Source organism: Deinococcus sonorensis KR-87, from assembly GCF_040256395.1.
GTDB classification, from domain to species: domain Bacteria; phylum Deinococcota; class Deinococci; order Deinococcales; family Deinococcaceae; genus Deinococcus; species Deinococcus sonorensis.
The window spans coordinates 2871109-2885502 of sequence record NZ_CP158299.1 but is presented as its reverse complement, the minus strand read 5'-3'; the positions used below and the strand labels follow the sequence as shown (position 1 = coordinate 2885502).

The 14394-nt window shown below is 69.5% G+C and carries 16 protein-coding genes and 1 pseudogene; 9 read left to right on the top strand and 8 right to left on the bottom strand.

Translation table 11 applies throughout. From position 1 onward, the window contains the following. Positions 1-135 precede the first annotated feature (135 nt). Positions 136-390, top strand: a complete 255-nt coding sequence (locus tag ABOD76_RS19470; protein ID WP_350243609.1) for an NAD(P)H-dependent oxidoreductase subunit E — start codon at positions 136-138, stop codon at positions 388-390. Positions 391-403: 13 nt separating this feature from the next. On the opposite strand, the gene ABOD76_RS19465 is transcribed toward ABOD76_RS19470, so the two are convergent. Together ABOD76_RS19465 and ABOD76_RS19460 are read right to left on the bottom strand one after the other, a co-directional pair. Next, positions 404-961 (bottom strand): NUDIX hydrolase, encoded by a 558-nt coding sequence (locus ABOD76_RS19465; protein WP_350243608.1) that lies wholly within the window; start codon positions 959-961, stop codon positions 404-406. Next, positions 958-1587 (bottom strand): MazG family protein, encoded by a 630-nt coding sequence (locus ABOD76_RS19460; RefSeq protein WP_350243607.1) that lies wholly within the window; start codon positions 1585-1587, stop codon positions 958-960. Before ABOD76_RS19460 ends, ABOD76_RS19465 begins: the two co-directional genes overlap by 4 nt. 85 nt (positions 1588-1672) lie before the next feature. On the opposite strand from ABOD76_RS19460, the gene ABOD76_RS19455 reads away from it, so the two are divergent. The 3 genes from ABOD76_RS19455 (at position 1673) to ABOD76_RS19445 (ending at position 4633) form a co-directional block, all read left to right on the top strand. Next, positions 1673-2395: an SDR family oxidoreductase gene (locus ABOD76_RS19455; RefSeq protein ID WP_350243606.1), complete on the top strand. Its 723-nt coding sequence runs from the start codon at positions 1673-1675 to the stop codon at positions 2393-2395. 41 nt (positions 2396-2436) lie between these two features. After that, a complete protein-coding gene (gene murJ / locus ABOD76_RS19450) occupies positions 2437-4044 on the top strand; it encodes a murein biosynthesis integral membrane protein MurJ (protein WP_380130052.1) in 1608 nt (535 codons plus the stop codon). Positions 4045-4183: 139 nt separating this feature from the next. Next, the gene (locus ABOD76_RS19445; protein WP_350243605.1) at positions 4184-4633 is read left to right on the top strand and encodes a response regulator; all 450 of its coding nucleotides are present in this window, start codon (positions 4184-4186) and stop codon (positions 4631-4633) included. A 4-nt stretch (positions 4634-4637) separates the two neighbouring features. Here ABOD76_RS19445 and ABOD76_RS19440 read toward each other — a convergent pair whose 3' ends face one another. Continuing rightward, a complete protein-coding gene (locus ABOD76_RS19440) occupies positions 4638-5204 on the bottom strand; it encodes a YdcF family protein (RefSeq protein WP_350243604.1) in 567 nt (188 codons plus the stop codon). A 159-nt stretch (positions 5205-5363) separates the two neighbouring features. On the opposite strand from ABOD76_RS19440, the gene topA reads away from it, so the two are divergent. The 3 genes and pseudogenes from topA (at position 5364) to mqnC (ending at position 9809) form a co-directional block, all read left to right on the top strand. Further along, positions 5364-8321 (top strand): type I DNA topoisomerase, encoded by a 2958-nt coding sequence (topA, locus tag ABOD76_RS19435; RefSeq protein WP_350243603.1) that lies wholly within the window; start codon positions 5364-5366, stop codon positions 8319-8321. Further along, complete coding sequence (locus ABOD76_RS19430) at positions 8322-8612, top strand: hypothetical protein (protein ID WP_350243602.1); 291 nt, start codon at positions 8322-8324, stop codon at positions 8610-8612. It abuts the gene before it with no gap. 44 nt (positions 8613-8656) lie between these two features. Beyond that, positions 8657-9809, top strand: a pseudogene (mqnC, locus tag ABOD76_RS19425) (cyclic dehypoxanthinyl futalosine synthase). Between the two features lie 62 nt (positions 9810-9871). On the opposite strand, the gene ABOD76_RS19420 reads toward mqnC, so the two are convergent. The 5 genes from ABOD76_RS19420 to ABOD76_RS19400 form a co-directional block, all read right to left on the bottom strand. Beyond that, entirely contained in the window at positions 9872-10177 is a 306-nt protein-coding gene (locus ABOD76_RS19420) for a roadblock/LC7 domain-containing protein (RefSeq protein ID WP_350243601.1), read from the bottom strand. Beyond that, positions 10177-10542 carry a roadblock/LC7 domain-containing protein gene (locus tag ABOD76_RS19415; protein ID WP_350243600.1) on the bottom strand — a complete coding sequence of 122 codons (366 nt, stop codon included), beginning with the start codon at positions 10540-10542 and terminating at the stop codon, positions 10177-10179. The genes ABOD76_RS19420 and ABOD76_RS19415 overlap by 1 nt, the downstream gene beginning before the upstream one ends. Further along, positions 10539-10889, bottom strand: coding sequence for a roadblock/LC7 domain-containing protein (locus ABOD76_RS19410; RefSeq protein ID WP_350243599.1), 351 nt, complete (start codon positions 10887-10889; stop codon positions 10539-10541). The genes ABOD76_RS19415 and ABOD76_RS19410 overlap by 4 nt, the downstream gene beginning before the upstream one ends. Before the next feature lie 79 nt (positions 10890-10968). Continuing rightward, positions 10969-11580, bottom strand: coding sequence for a recombination mediator RecR (gene recR, locus ABOD76_RS19405; RefSeq protein ID WP_350243598.1), 612 nt, complete (start codon positions 11578-11580; stop codon positions 10969-10971). 1 nt (position 11581) lies between these two features. Beyond that, positions 11582-11878, bottom strand: a complete 297-nt coding sequence (locus ABOD76_RS19400; RefSeq protein ID WP_350243597.1) for a YbaB/EbfC family nucleoid-associated protein — start codon at positions 11876-11878, stop codon at positions 11582-11584. A 266-nt stretch (positions 11879-12144) separates the two neighbouring features. Here ABOD76_RS19400 and ABOD76_RS19395 point away from each other — a divergent pair, with 266 nt between their 5' ends. Both ABOD76_RS19395 and ABOD76_RS19390 read left to right on the top strand, forming a co-directional pair. Next, positions 12145-12438, top strand: a complete 294-nt coding sequence (locus ABOD76_RS19395; RefSeq protein WP_350243596.1) for a cupin domain-containing protein — start codon at positions 12145-12147, stop codon at positions 12436-12438. Positions 12439-12522: 84 nt separating this feature from the next. Then, positions 12523-14370 carry a menaquinone biosynthesis decarboxylase gene (locus ABOD76_RS19390; RefSeq protein ID WP_350243595.1) on the top strand — a complete coding sequence of 616 codons (1848 nt, stop codon included), beginning with the start codon at positions 12523-12525 and terminating at the stop codon, positions 14368-14370. The last annotated feature ends 24 nt before the right edge of the window (positions 14371-14394 follow it).

Sequence of the window (14394 nt, the reverse complement as noted above, 5' to 3'; positions counted from 1 at the left end):
AGAGCCTGTGAATTGGCGACCAACTGCTTGGCGTCATGTTCAAGGCGCTCCAGGCCTCGGGCCCTCCTCCGGGAGACGCCCCAGCCTGGGGCACCCTGTCCCGCGCGGCGGCCAAACGGGATAAGATGCCCACTCATGCCGATCACACGGATTGAACTCTGCATCGATGGTCTGGACGTCAGCGTCAGGGAGGCGCTGCTGGAGGTGTTCTGGGAGGAGCTCAAGATCAGTCCCGGCATGGTGACCGCCGACGGCAACATCGAGCTGGCGCTGGCGCAGTGTGGCGAGCCGCCCGCCGACGCCCCGGTGATCCGCATCGGCAGCATGCCGTACATCCAGGTCACGCCGGAGCGCCTGCGGACCCTGCTGCGCCGGCGCGGCACCCGCTGAGCCGCTGCACCGCTCAGGCCACGCCGCTTTCCAGCACTTCGCGCAGCACCCGCGCAGTCATGCCCCAGATGTCATGCCCGTGCCACAGATAGTGGTACACCGTGACCGGCTGATTCAGGGGTGAAATGCGCTCCTCGCTGCGCGGCACGATCCGGCGCAGTTCCGAGAGCCGGGGCAGCAGGATCTCGGCCACCTCGGCCGTGGGGGAGAGCCTCAGGTCGGCCGGCAGCCGGGCCAGCACCGGCGTCACGTGGAAGCGGTACGGGGTGAACACGTCATCCAGTTCGCCCAGCACCCGCACCAGCTGCGGTTCCAGGCCCACCTCCTCCCAGGCCTCGCGCAGGGCGGCCTGCTGAGGCGTCTCGCCCGCTTCCAGGCTGCCGCCGGGAAAGCTGATCTGGCCCTGGTGGGTGGGCAGGTCGCTGGAGCGCACGGTGAGCAGCACCCGTGGGTCGGGTTCGCGGGTCAGGCCCACCAGCACCGCCGCCCGCCGGAATTCCGGCAGATCCAGCGGCGTACGGGTGCGGGCCAGAAGCCAGCGCTGCAGCGGGTCGTCGGGCAGGTCGCTCACCGGGCCGGCTCTGCCGCCTGAAGTCGGCGGTCGGTGTGGGCGCGCAGGGCCACTTCCGGGTCCACGCCGTGCTCGCGGGCGTAGGCAACCACGGCCGAGAGCAGGCGGCCTACGCCGGCCTCGTCGGGGGTGAGCCCTTTGAAGGCCTCGTGAATCAGGACCTTATCGCCGCCCCGCTCCTCCTTCAGCAGCTTCTGCGCCTGGGCCTCGCGGGCCAGTGCCCCCAGGCTCGCCGGAATCTGCTCGGCCACCGTGCGTTCCCGGCCGCCACGTTCCTGCCGCTTGATGGCCTGCCAGTTGGTCACCACCTCGTCCGCATCCGCGACCTGCACCTCGCCAAACACGTGCGGATGCCGGCGCACCAACTTGTCCACGATGTGGCCTTCCACATCCCGGTAGCTGAAGGTTCCGGCCTCCTCCGCAATCACGCTGTGAAAGGCCACCTGCAGCAGCACGTCGCCCAGTTCGCCCGGCAGCTCATCCAGCTGACCGGCACTGATGGCGTCCACCGCCTCAGCGGCCTCCTCCAGCAGGTAGGGGCGCAGGGACTCGTGGGTCTGTTCGCGGTCCCAGGGGCAGCCGTCCGGCGCCCGGAGCCGCCGCATCGTTTCCAGCAGCTGTTCCATGCCGTCCATGCTACAGGCGAGGGCCGCCGGGCACTGTGCAGGTTCGCATCCGGTGCCGCTCTCCGCCGCGTGTTAGCGTACCGCCATGACCACCAACACGAACGGGACCCCGGCCAGGAGCGCCTTTATCACCGGCGGTAGCAAGGGCATCGGGTACGCGACCGCCGAGCGGCTGTTGCAGGACGGCTACACGGTCACCATCACCAGCCGCAGCGCCCAGGAGATCGAGGCGGCGGCTGGCCGGTTGGGCGAAGGCGCACGCGGCGCGGTCTGTGACGTCCGGGACTTCGCGGCGGTGCAGGCAGCCGTGGACGCCCACGTGGAGGCGTTCGGTGGGCTGGACGTGCTGTTCGTAAATGCCGGGGTGGGCCACTTCGCCCCGATCCAGGACCTGACCCCGGAGCAGTGGAGCGAGGTGATCGACACCAACCTGACCGGCGCCTTCTACACCGTCAAGGCGGCGGTGCCGGCGCTGAGCCGCAGCCGCGGCTACGTCATCACGCTCAGCAGCCTGGCCGGCAAGAACCCGTTTGCGGCCGGCAGCGCCTACAACGCCAGCAAGTTCGGGCTGAACGGCTTCTCGGAAGCGATCATGCTGGACCTGCGCCCGCTGGGCATCAAGGTCTCGCAGATCATGCCCGGCAGCGTGGCCACCTTCTTCGGGGGGCATCAGCCGAACCAGGACGCCGACGCCTGGAAAATTCAGCCGGACGACATCGCGCAGATCGTGGTGGACCTGCTGCACATGAATCCGCGGACCCTGCCCAGCCGGGTCGAGGTGCGCCCGGCTCAGCCGAAGAAGGGCTGAGCGGCAGCGCCCCGGCTGCGGGCGCTACAGTGTCGGCTGATATGACGGCCCCCCGCCCGCCCGAACCGTTCAACTTCGACCTGACCTCGCCGGAACCGGAGGCGCCCGTCACCCCGGCCGGGGGCGAACCGCCCCGCAAGTCGGCGGGGCGCAACATCGTGGTCGTGATGCTCGGGACGCTCGGCTCCAGGCTGTCGGGCATCGTGCGGCAGCAGGTGATCAACGCGCTGCCGCCGGGCCTCACCGACGCCTTCAACGCGGCCATCAGCATCCCCAACCTGCTGCGGGAACTGCTGGCCGAGGGCGCGCTGGTCAACTCATTCATTCCGGTCTACAAGTCGCTGGACGCCGCCGAGCGCCGGGTGCTGGCGCGGGCCATCAGCGGCGCGCTGATCGCGGTGAACCTACTGCTGCTGGCGCTGGGCGTGCTGGCGGCGCCGTGGCTGGCCCGGCTGCTGATCCCGGCAGGCAGCAACATCGACTTCCAGCTGGTGGTGTACATGACCCGCCTGCTGGTGCCGTTCCTGATGCTGATCAGCCTGTCGGCCATCGCGATGGGCCTGCTGAATGCCGACGAGCACTTCCGCGAGAGCAGCTTCGCGCCGGTGGCCTTCAACCTCGCCAGCATCGCGGCGCTGCTCGTCACCCCCAACACCGCCACCTGGCTGGCGCTCGGCTGGCTGGTGGGCGGCTTTGCCCAGCTGGTGGTGCAGCTGCCGGCCCTGAGCCGCTTCGGGGTACTGCCGACCCCGGCGCTGATCCGGCATCCGGCGCTGCGGCGGGTGCTGCTGAACATGCTGCCGTTCATGCTGACCGCCGGGGCGCGGCAGATCCTGAACGTGTACGTGGTGCGGCTGCTCGCCAGCGCCCAGTACTCGCGCGGGACCGTGACCGGCTACCGCAACGCCGAGACGCTGTTCACCCTGGCCAACGGCCTGTTCGTGGTGAGCCCGGCGCTGGCCTACTTTCCCCGGCTCTCGCAGCACGCCGCCGACCGGGACTGGCCCGCGTTCCGGGGCCTGACCCTGCAGGCCCTGCGGCTGGTGACCTTCCTGGCCGCGCCGGTCAGTGCCCTGCTGGTGGCGCTCTCCGGGTATGCGGTCAGCGTGTTCAACCTGACCTCGCAGCTGAATGCGGGCCAGCTGGAAAAGTTCCAGGCCGGCAGCGGCATCCTGTCCGGCTGGGCCCTGGCGCTGGTGCCGTGGGCCATCAACACCATCCTGCTGCGGACCTTCTACGCGCGTGAGCGGGTGGCAGAGGCGGTCACGGTCAGCGCGGTGGGCTTCGTGCTGGAGGTGCTGCTGTACCGCCTGCTGACGCCGGTGTTCGGCTTCTTCGGCTTCGGGCTGGCCACCACCATCTCCGGGGTGCTGGTGGGCCTGAGCCTGGGCCTGATGTACCGCCGCCGGCTGGGCTTTCCGGTGCGGGCGCTGCTGGCCCACCTGCTGCGGGTGCTGCCCATCGCGGCGCTGGCCGGGCTGGCCGCCTACGCGGTTTCGCGGGTTCTGCCCGCCCCCGGCCCGATCATCCCGGGCCTGCTGGGGCTGGCATTGGCGGGCGGCGTAGGGGGGGCGGTGTACCTGGCGCTGGCCCTGGCGTTGCGGCTCCCGGAACTGCGGGGGCTGCTGCGCCGGGGCCGCGGCGGCTGAGCGTGGAGGCACGCTATGATGCCGGCAGCCAGGAGACCTGGTGGAAGGGAGCCGGCAGAATCCGCTGGCTTCCGGAGCGGGGTCTGACCCCAGACCTCACGCGGCCCGCCGCCCAGGTCTGCGAACTGCAGGAGGCGCCATGACGTACAATGCCCTGAATCCCATCAGAATCCTGATGGCGGAAGACAATGATATGGACGTGTACCTGGCGCGCGAGGCGTTCGAGCAGGGCCGGCTGGCGGTGCATCTGGACGTGGTGGAGAACGGGGTGGACGCGCTGGCCTACCTGCGCGGTCAGGGCCGCTTCGCCGGGCAGGCGCGCCCGGACCTGATCCTGCTGGACATCAACATGCCGCGCCTGGACGGCGTCAGCACCCTCAAGGCCATCAAGGAGGACCCGGAACTGCGCATCATTCCGGTGATCATGCTGACCACCTCCGACGCCGAGTCGGACGTGATGCGCAGCTACCAGAACTTCGCCAGCGCCTACATCGTCAAGCCGGTCAACATCGACAACTTTTTCGGCGTGGTGCGCACCTTCGAGGACTTCTGGTTCTCGGTGGTGCGCCTGCCGAACCTGGACCGCTGAGCCGTTACAGTCGCGCCGCGCCCAGCACGCTGTAGGCGGTCAGGGCCAGCCGTTCGCGCAGCCGGTAGCGCAGGTGACCCGCGCCCAGCGGCACGCTGCTCACATTGGCCTGCAGCCCTGTGGCGTGGGCGAGCGCCAGCGCCCGGGCCGCGTGGGCCTCGTCGGTGACGAGCGTGACCGGGCCGTGCAGCAGCGGCCGGCTGAGGCGCAGGTTCTCCAGCGTGGTGCGGCTGTGCGTCTCGGCCTGCAGCGCTGACCCGGGCACGCCCCGCTGGCGGAGGTACTGCAGCCCCACCTGCCCCTCGCTGTAGCGGTCGCCGTGCCCCACCCCGCCCGACACCACCACCCGCTGCACCTGACCGCTGCGGTACAGCGCCAGCGCATGGTCCAGCCGCTGCCGGAAGGCGGGACTGGGGTGGCCGTTGTACTGAGCTGCGCCCAGCACCAGCAGGGTGGCGTGCGGGTGCAGCGCCGAGGGCACGCGGGGCCCCGGCAGCAGCAGCAACACTCCGGCCAGCGCCGCCAGCATCAGGGCCAGAAACGCACTGCCGGTACCGCCTGGACTTCGCATTGAGCGGTACTGTAGCACGCACCTTGAGCGCCCGTTGAGCGAGGCTTGAGCCACCCTGGAGCGTCATAAATCCTGACCGATGCACCACTGTGTCCGGGCGGGCTGTGCTACGCTCACGCCGATAACAGCTGGCGTCTCTGCCGGCGTTCTCCCTTCCTTATGCCCAAGACCCTCGTGATCGTTGAATCTCCGGCCAAAGCCCGCACCATCGAAAAGTATCTCGGCAAGGGGTACACGGTGGAGTCGAGCATCGGTCATATTCGTGACCTGCCGCGCAGCGCGGCGGAGATCCCGGAGCGCTACAAGAACGAGAGCTGGGCGCGGCTGGGGCTGAACGTCGAGGAGGACTTCCGGCCGCTGTACGTGGTGTCGGCGGAGAAGCGGCAGCATGTGGCCCGGCTGCGCAAGCTGACCAGCGAGGCCGACGAACTGATTCTGGCGACCGACGACGACCGCGAGGGCGAGAGCATCGCGTGGCACCTGCTGCAGGAGCTCAAGCCCAAGGTGCCGGTGCGCCGGATGGTGTTCCACGAGATCACCAAGGAAGCGATCCAGAGCGCCATCCAGCACCCGCGCGACATCGACACCAATCTGGTGGAGGCGCAGGAGGCCCGGCGTGCTCTGGACCGGCTGTACGGCTACGAGGTGAGCCCGGTGCTGTGGCGCAAGGTGGCGCCCAAGCTGTCGGCCGGCCGGGTGCAGAGCGTGGCCACCCGCCTGCTGGTGGAGCGAGAACGTGAGCGGATGCGTTTCGTGTCGGCCGGCTGGTGGGACATCGAGGCGCAGTGTGACGCTGCGGGCGCGCAGTTCCCGGCCCGGCTGACCGAGCTGGAAGGCCGGCGTCTGGCCCTGGGCCGCGACTTTGACCCGTTGACCGGCCGGCTGAAGCCCGGCAGCGAGGTGGCCCTGCTGGATGAGCCGCAGGCCCGGGCGCTGGCCGAGGCGCTGACCGGGTCGGCCCTGACCGTGACCAGCGCTGAGGAGAAGCCGTATACCCAGCGGCCCTACCCGCCGTTCATCACCAGCACGCTGCAACAGGAAGGCTCGCGCAAGCTGGGTTTCGGGGCGCAGCGCACCATGCGGGCGGCCCAGAAGCTGTACGAGGGCGGCTACATCACCTACATGCGCACCGACAGCCCCAGCCTCTCGGCCGAGGCGATGACCGCCGCGCGCAGTCAGGTGAAGGCCATGTACGGTGACGCCTACCTGTCGCCGCAGCCGCGCGTCTACAGCAGCAAGAGCAAGAATGCCCAGGAGGCGCACGAGGCGATCCGGCCGGCCGGCAACAGCTTCCGCACCCCCGACAGCCTGCGCGCTGAGCTGGGCACAGACGAGTGGCGGCTTTACGATCTGGTGTGGAAGCGCACGGTGGCCTCGCAGATGGCCGACGCGCGCGGTCGCCGGATGCAGGTGCGTCTGGGCGGCCAGACCCGGGACGGGCGGCCGGTGCAGTTCAGCGCCTCGGGCCGCGCCATCGACTTCCCCGGCTTCCTGCGCGCCTACGTGGAGGGCAGCGACGATCCGGCCGCCGCGCTGGAGGACCGCGAGGTGATCCTGCCGCCGCTGACTCAGGGCCAGGCGGTCACCGGCCAGCGCATGGACGCCAGCGGCCACGAGACCCAGCCACCGGCCCGCTACACCGAGGCCTCGCTGGTGCAGGCGCTGGAAGCCGCAGGCATCGGCCGGCCGTCCACCTACGCGAGCATCATCGGCACCATTCAGGACCGGGGCTACGCCGCCAAGAAGGGCTCGGCGCTGGTGCCCACCTGGACCGCCTTCGCCACCAGCGCGCTGCTGGAACACCACTTCTCCTCGCTGGTGGACTACGACTTCACCGCCCGCATGGAGGAGGAACTGGACGACATCGCGGGGGGCCGCAAGCAGCGCACGCCCTACCTGCGCGGCTTCTACCTGGGCGACCAGGGCGGCATGGGCCTCAAGCCGCTGATCGCCAGCAACATGGAGGCCATCGATGCCCGCGCGGTGGCCACCATCGAGGTGCCACGTCTCGCTGGAAGCGGCATCGAAGTGCGGGTCGGCAAGTACGGCCCGTACATGAGCCAGGGCGAGGCCCGCGCCAACATTCCCGAGGACCTCGCCCCGGATGAGCTGACGCTGGAGCGCGCCCAGGAGCTGATGAGCCGGCCCAGCGGCGATCAGGTGCTGGGGCAGGACCCGGAGACGGGGCTGCCGGTCATTGCCAAGGCCGGGCGTTTCGGGCCGTATGTGCAGCTGGGCGACACCACGCCGCCCAGCCGGACCGCCAGCCTGTTTCCCACCGATGATCTGAATACCCTGACGCTGGAGCGCGCCCTGCAACTGCTGACGCTGCCCCGACTGGTCGGGACGCTGGAGGGAGAGGAGGTCTGGGCGCTGAATGGCAAGTTCGGTCCGTACCTGAAGCGCGGCACCGACAGCCGCAGCCTGACCAGCCACGAGCAGCTGTTCACCGTCACGCTGCCGGAGGCCGAGGCGCTGTTCCAGCAGCCGCGCTTCCGGGGCCGGGGCGCGACGGCCGGGCCGCTCAAGAGCTTCGAGTACCCGGACCGCACGGCCATCAGCCTGCGCAGCGGGCGTTTCGGTCCGTACCTGACCGACGGGGAGCGCAACGCCACCCTCCGCAAGGGGGAGGACGGCCCCGACCTGAGCGCTGACGACGCCCGCAGCATCCTGGAGGAGCGCGGCAAGGAGCCCAAGAAGAAGCCGGGCAAGCCGGCGCGGAAGGCGGCGGCCAAGGCCCCGGCCAAAGCGGCGAAGAAGCCGGCCGGGAAGGCCAGCGCCGGCCGGACAGGGCGCAGCGCTCCCGCCGAGGGCGGCATGGCCATCCATACCCCGCTCAAGTCGGCGGCCCGCAAGGCGCCCGCCAAGGCGGCAGGCAAGTCCAAGAGCGCGGCCAAGAAGCCGGCCACGGCGCCCAAGGCAGCGCTGGCCTGGGCTGACCTGAAACCGCACCTGGGCGTGCTGAGCGAGCAGGAACGCGCCCTGGTGACCGCCACCCGCGAGCAGGGGCGCAAGGTGGAGGAGGTCGCGCCGGGCCTGGGTCTGGACATCAAGAAGGCCAAGGGCATGGCGCTGCAGGCCAGCAAAAAACTCAATCAGGCGGCGCGGGGCGGCTGAGTGGCCGAGGCGCTGCACCTGCTGCGGCTGGCACAGGCGAGCCCGGACGTCTGGGTGGAGCTGCCGGGCAGCGCCGGGCGGCTGGGCGTGGTGCAGGTCACGCGCCCGCAGCCGGGCGGTGACGGAGCGTGCTGGTACGTCTGCCTGGGCGGCACCCTGATTCTGGACCTGCCGCACGGCGACTTTGTTCAGCTGCGGGTGGGGGAGAGCGCCGCGGTGCCGGACGGGCAGGCGCACACCCTGACCCCGGTGCGGCAGGCCACGGTGCTGCGGACCCGCACCGGACCGTAAGCGTGAAGGCGCTTGTCCCGGGGGGCCAGCGCTAGACTGACGGCATGACCCTTTCCGCTTCCAGCCTGCTCGACAAGGCCGCCCGGGGCGAGCGGCTCGATCATTCGGAGGTGACGGCCCTCTACAGCCTGCCGCTGCCGGACGTGGCGGCGGTGGCGCACGAGTTGCGTCTGGCGCGCACGGACCCGGAGGTCGTGACCTTCCTGATCGACCGCAACATCAACTACACCAACATCTGCAACGTAGGGTGCAACTTCTGCGCCTTCTACCGCACGGCCCGTCAGAAGGACAGCTACGTGCTGGACTACGAGCAGATCAGCCACAAGATCCGGGAGCTGGAGGCGGTGGGCGGCTCGCGCATCCTGATGCAGGGCGGCGTGAATCCGCAGCTGGGGCTGGAGTATTACACCGGTCTGCTGCAGCACATCAAGCGGCACCACCCCACCATCCGCATCGAGGCGTTCAGCCCCGAGGAGGTGCTGTTCATGGAGAAGGCCTTCGGGCTGGACCTGGACACCCTGCTCGACACCCTGATTCAGGCGGGGCTGGACGGCCTGCCCGGCGCGGGCGGCGAGATTCTGGAAGATGAGGTGCGTGCCAACGCGGCCCCCGCCCGCATCCGCTCCCATGACTGGTTCCGGATTTTGGACGACGGCTCAGCGTAAGGGGCTGTACACCATCAGCACCATGGTGATCGGCTTTGGCGAGAGCCATGCCCAGCGCGCCAGCCACCTGCTCAAGATCCGTGATCAGCAGGACCGGTCGCTGCAGCTGTACGGCCACGGGTTCGCCGGCTTCGCCATGTGGACGCTGCAGACCGAGCACACCCGCCTGCACGGCAAGGCGCCGGGGGCCAGCGCCCACGAGTACCTGCAGCAGCTGGCCATCGCCCGGATCGCCCTGGACAACCAGCCGAACATCCAGGCGTCCTGGCCGGCTCAGGGGTTCAAGGTGGCGCAGGCCGCCCTGTACTACGGGGCGTCGGACCTGGGCAGCACCATGCTCGAGGAGAACGTGGTCAGCGCGGCGGCGGGCCACGACCGGCACAACGCCACGGTACGCGAGCTGGTCCGGATTGCTGCGGACGCGGGGTTCCGGCCCATGATTCGCAACAGCTTCTTCCAGCCGATTGCCCGGCCGGACGTGGAGGCGCTGCTGAGGCCGGTTCATCAGGAACAGCCGGTCGGCGCTGACTGAGGTGCAGCCCAGAGGCAGGCGGGGCCACGTTCAGCAACGTGGCCCCGCCTGCCTCCTGTGCCTTATTTCAGGTCCGGCAGCAGCCGTTTGATGGCGAAGCGCACGCGGCCCAGGCTGGCCACGTCGTCGAAGGTGGTCATCAGGGTGCGGTCGCCGTGGGGAGTGAGCAGCACCGGGCCGCCGTCCAGGTCGATCAGCAGGTCCTGCAGTTCGCCGCCCAGCATGCTGATCAGGCTGCCGGCCACGGCCCGGCCCGCCTGGGCCACGCTGGCGTCCGGGTCGTCGCCCACCGCCTCCAGCACCGCGCCAGCCGCGTTGAGCAGCGCCGCCTGACGCACGCCACGCACCTGCAGCAGCGGTTCCAGCATCACCGTTCTCCGCCCACCGGACGAACATCCGGCAGCCCCTGGCCCGGCGTGGCCAGCGAGCCCGCGATGCGGGCCAGCTGCTGCTGCGCCAGGCGGCTGTCGCTGCCCCGGATCAGCGAGACGCCAACGGTGAACTGGCCGCTGGCCAGCGCGATCACCTCGGCCAGATCGCTGGCGAAGGTCAGGCGGCTCAAGCGTCCCAGGCCCATGCGGCGGCCGCCCCGGTCCATCAGCTGCCGCATCGAGGCGAGTTCGGCGGCCAGCAGGTCGCCGCCCTCGCCGAGCATCTCGACCGGCAGGCCGTCCTCACCCACCAGCGCGCTGGACCGCACGCCGGGAATGCTCATCAGGGGATCAAGCCTCACAGTTCTGCCTCCAGCCGGTGGGCGGCGTCACGGCCGTACAGCCGCGCCTGCCCCAGGTTGCTGCGACCGTCGATGGCCAGCATCAGGAAGTACTCCTGACCCACCGGATGCAGATAGATGCTCAGCCGCTCGGCGCGGATGTACAGTTCGCGGGTCTGACCGCCCGACAGCGTCTGGCTGTAAGCCTGCGAGGTCGCCCGCATCAGGCCGGCGTGCTCGGCCACCAGCAGGCTCAGGTCCACGTCGGTGGCGGAGTGGCTTTCGACCAGCAGGCCGTCCAGACCGCTGATGGCCGCAGCCCAGGCGCCATCAACGTCCGTGATCAGTTGCTTGAGTGTTGACAGCATCGTGCTCCATTATGCCCGCTGACCCGGGCGATGTTCGGCAAAACCTCACACCGTTCTCAGACACCTGATCGGGGAGGGGTTACTTGGCCGGACCCCGATTGGCGATGGTCTGCCGTCCCGAGAGGGCGCGGCCCAGCGTGACCTCGTCGGCGTATTCCAGCGCGCCGCCCACCGGCAGACCATAGGCGATGCGCGAGACAGTCACGCCCAGCGGCTCGATCAGCCGCTGCAGATACAGCGCGGTGGCCTCGCCCTCCACGGTGGTGCCGGTGGCCAGGATGACCTCGCGGGCCTCACTCAGGCGCGGCAGCAGCGGCTTGATGTACAGCCGCTCCGGCCCCACACCGTTCATGGGTGAGATTACGCCGTGCAGCACGTGATACAGCCCCTGGTACTCGCCGCTGCGCTCGATGGCGATCACGTCGCCCGGCTCCTCAACCACGCAGATCAGCGTCCGGTCGCGGCTGGGATCGCTGCACACGTCGCACACGTCGGCGTCGGTGATGTTGAAGCAGATCGGGCAGGTGTGCAGGTCCCGCTTGGCTTCCAGCAGGGCGCTGGACAGGCGCTCGATGTCCTCGCGCGGCTGCTCAAACAGGTGAAAGGCCAGCCGCTGGGCACTCTTGGGGCCGATGCCCGGCAGCCGGGACAGTTCGCGGATCAGGGCCACGAGGCTCGGTGGGTACTTCATCTCAGAACATGCCGCCGGGCAGCCCCAGCGACTGGGTGGCCTGCCGCTGCAGCGCGTCGGCCTTGCTCTCAGCGTCCTGAATGGCGACCAGGATCAGGTCTTCAAGCGCTTCCGGGTCGCTGGGGTCAATGGCCTCCGGCTTGATGTGAATCGCCTGGACCTTGCCGTGGCCGTTGGCGGTCACGGTCACCAGACCGCTGGCCGCGCCCTCCACCATCTGGGCGGCCAGCTGTTCCTGGATCTTGCCGGCAGCGGCCTGGGCCTGTTGCATCTGCTTCATCAGTTTCTTCATGTCCATGTCGCTTCCCATTGTACCGGGCATGGTCGGGGGCAAAGGTGCACGCTTCAGCTGCAAGGTCAGGGCAGGCGCCGTGCCTGTTGTGGGCATCAGGGCGACAGGCCGGGAAGGGGAGCCACAAGCCGTCAACACAACTGCTCCGACCGCTACCGGTCCACCTGGACGCCTGTCCTGCGCACTGGCAGCACTGTATGCGCACTTCCTCTCCTAACCTCTCTGAAGGCCCTGCACATGTGTCGTCCGGCTGCACCCGGCACGATGCGGGCATGACCACCTCATCTGGCAATTCCCAGACCGAACAGCCTCTCGCACGCGGCGAGCGTGTCGGCCTGCGCATGTGGCAGGGCGAGCAGCCCGGCACCGACAAGGACACGCACGCCAGCCCCTACGAGACGGTGGGCTACGTGCTGCAGGGCCGCGCCGAACTGACCGTCAACGGCCAGACGCAGACCCTTGCGGAGGGCGACAGCTACCTGGTGCCGGCCGGCGCCCCGCACACCTACCGTATCCTGGAAACCTTCAGCGCGCTGGAAGCCACCAGCCCCCCCGCCGAGCAGTAACCCCCACCTCCGCTCTCCTGTTGGCCCCGGCACTTGCCGGGGCTTCGTACCATTGTCCCGGCCCGGCTCTCCTAGACTGCCGGCATGGCCTTTCCCGACTTGCAGTCGTTCATGCAGCAGCTGGAGGCGCGCGGGGAACTGCTGCGCGTCAGTACCCCGGTCAGCCGCGAGCTGGAAATCACCGAGATCGCCGACCGGCTGGTGAAACACGGCGGCCCGGCCGTGCTGTTCGAACAGGTGAAAGACAGTCCTTTTCCGCTGGTGATCGGGCTGATGGGCACCCGTGAACGCACGGCCCAGGCACTGGGGCTGGAGACGCTGGATCAGCTGGCCCAGCAGGTCCGCGACCTGATTGACCTGAAAGCCGGAAACGGGCTGGGCGGGCTGCTCAGCAACATTCCCAAGCTGCGCGACGCGATGAACCTGCCGCCGCGCCGGGTGCGCCGGGGTGCGGTGCAGGAGGTCGTCTGGCGCGGCGACGAGGTGGACTTGCATCAGCTGCCGGTGCTGAAATGCTGGCCGCAGGACGGCGGGCCCTTCGTGACGCTGCCGCTGGTCATCACCCGCGACCCGGAGACCGGCGAGCGCAACATGGGCATGTACCGCATGCAGGTGATGGGGCGCAATGTGACGGGTATGCACTGGCAGCGTCACAAGACCGGGACCCGGCACCTGGAGAAGGCGAAGCGGCTGGGCGTACGCCTGCCCGTGGCGGTCGCCCTGGGCGGCGACCCGGCTTTGATTTATGCAGCCACCGCGCCGCTGCCTCCCATTCCCGGCCTGGATGAATTCGCGCTGGCCGGCTACCTGCGCGGTCAGCGCTATCCGGTGGTGAAAGGCGTCACGGTGGACCTGGACGTGCCGGCCAACGCCGAGTTCATTCTGGAGGGCTACGTGGACCCGCAGGAGGAGTGGGCGATGGAGGGACCGTTCGGAGACCACACCGGCTTCTACACCCTGCCGGACCTGTACCCGCGCTTTCACGTCACGGCCATCACCATGCGCCGCACCCCGGTGTACCCGGCCACCATCGTGGGCCGCCCGCCGATGGAGGACGCCTACCTGATCGAGGCGTCCGAGCGGCTGTTCCTGCCGGCCGCGCAGATGATCCTGCCGGAGATCACCGACTACCACATGCCGCCCGCCGGGGTGGCACACAACCTGGTGTTCGTGAGCATCAAGAAGCGCTTTCCTGGCGAGGCCTACAAGGTGGCCAGCGGCCTGCTGGGGCTCGGGCAGATGATGTTCGCCAAGGTGATCGTGGTGGTGGACGACGGGGTGCCGGTGCAGGACTTTGCCGCCGTGTGGCAGACGGTGGCCCGGCAGGCGGTGCCGGGTCGCGACACGCTGACCGGCCGCGGCCCGATTGACGCCCTCGACCACAGCAGCCGCACCTGGAGTTACGGTGGAAAGCTGATCATCGACGCGACCCGGAAGCTGCCCGAGGAGCTGGGGCAGGCGGTGGGGTCCCGGGAGGGGCAGCACGAGGAGCAGGAAGCGGGTGCAGAGCTGTCACCCGCTGAACCGGCCTACACCGATCAGCTGGACGGCGTGACGGCCCAGCACCGGCCTGCCGAGACGCCCGGGTACTGGGCCGTGCAGGTGACCAAGACCCGGCCCTTTCAGAGCCGGGAGATCGGGGAGCAGCTGGCACAACATCCGGCGGCCGACGGCGTGCGTCACCTGCTGCTGGTGGACGAACTCACCGACGTTCAAGACCTGCAGGACGTGTGGTGGACCATCCTGAACAACATCGATCCGGAGCGTGACGTGTGGGTGAGCCACGGGCGCCTCGTCTGGGACGGCACCCGCAAGCTGCCGGAGGAGGGGTTCGTGCGCGCGTGGCCACCCAAGATCAGCATGGATCAGGCCACCCGCGACCGGGTGGACGCCCGCTGGCACCTGTACGGCCTGCCGGAACGCTGGCGCTAACCAGAACACCAGGAGCGGGACCCG

Bases quoted from the DNA above. Each gene is read 5' to 3' on its own strand.
- ABOD76_RS19470 (WP_350243609.1), top strand. From the start codon at position 136: ATGCCGATCACACGGATTGAACTCTGCATCGATGGTCTGGACGTCAGC.
- ABOD76_RS19460 (WP_350243607.1), bottom strand. From the start codon at position 1,587: ATGGAACAGCTGCTGGAAACGATGCGGCGGCTCCGGGCGCCGGACGGC.
- ABOD76_RS19455 (WP_350243606.1), top strand. From the start codon at position 1,673: ATGACCACCAACACGAACGGGACCCCGGCCAGGAGCGCCTTTATCACC.
- murJ (WP_380130052.1), top strand. From the start codon at position 2,437: ATGACGGCCCCCCGCCCGCCCGAACCGTTCAACTTCGACCTGACCTCG.
- ABOD76_RS19445 (WP_350243605.1), top strand. From the start codon at position 4,184: ATGACGTACAATGCCCTGAATCCCATCAGAATCCTGATGGCGGAAGAC.
- ABOD76_RS19440 (WP_350243604.1), bottom strand. From the start codon at position 5,204: ATGCGAAGTCCAGGCGGTACCGGCAGTGCGTTTCTGGCCCTGATGCTG.
- topA (WP_350243603.1), top strand. From the start codon at position 5,364: ATGCCCAAGACCCTCGTGATCGTTGAATCTCCGGCCAAAGCCCGCACC.
- ABOD76_RS19420 (WP_350243601.1), bottom strand. From the start codon at position 10,177: ATGCTGGAACCGCTGCTGCAGGTGCGTGGCGTGCGTCAGGCGGCGCTG.
- ABOD76_RS19410 (WP_350243599.1), bottom strand. From the start codon at position 10,889: ATGCTGTCAACACTCAAGCAACTGATCACGGACGTTGATGGCGCCTGG.
- recR (WP_350243598.1), bottom strand. From the start codon at position 11,580: ATGAAGTACCCACCGAGCCTCGTGGCCCTGATCCGCGAACTGTCCCGG.
- ABOD76_RS19400 (WP_350243597.1), bottom strand. From the start codon at position 11,878: ATGGACATGAAGAAACTGATGAAGCAGATGCAACAGGCCCAGGCCGCT.
- ABOD76_RS19395 (WP_350243596.1), top strand. From the start codon at position 12,145: ATGACCACCTCATCTGGCAATTCCCAGACCGAACAGCCTCTCGCACGC.
- ABOD76_RS19390 (WP_350243595.1), top strand. From the start codon at position 12,523: ATGGCCTTTCCCGACTTGCAGTCGTTCATGCAGCAGCTGGAGGCGCGC.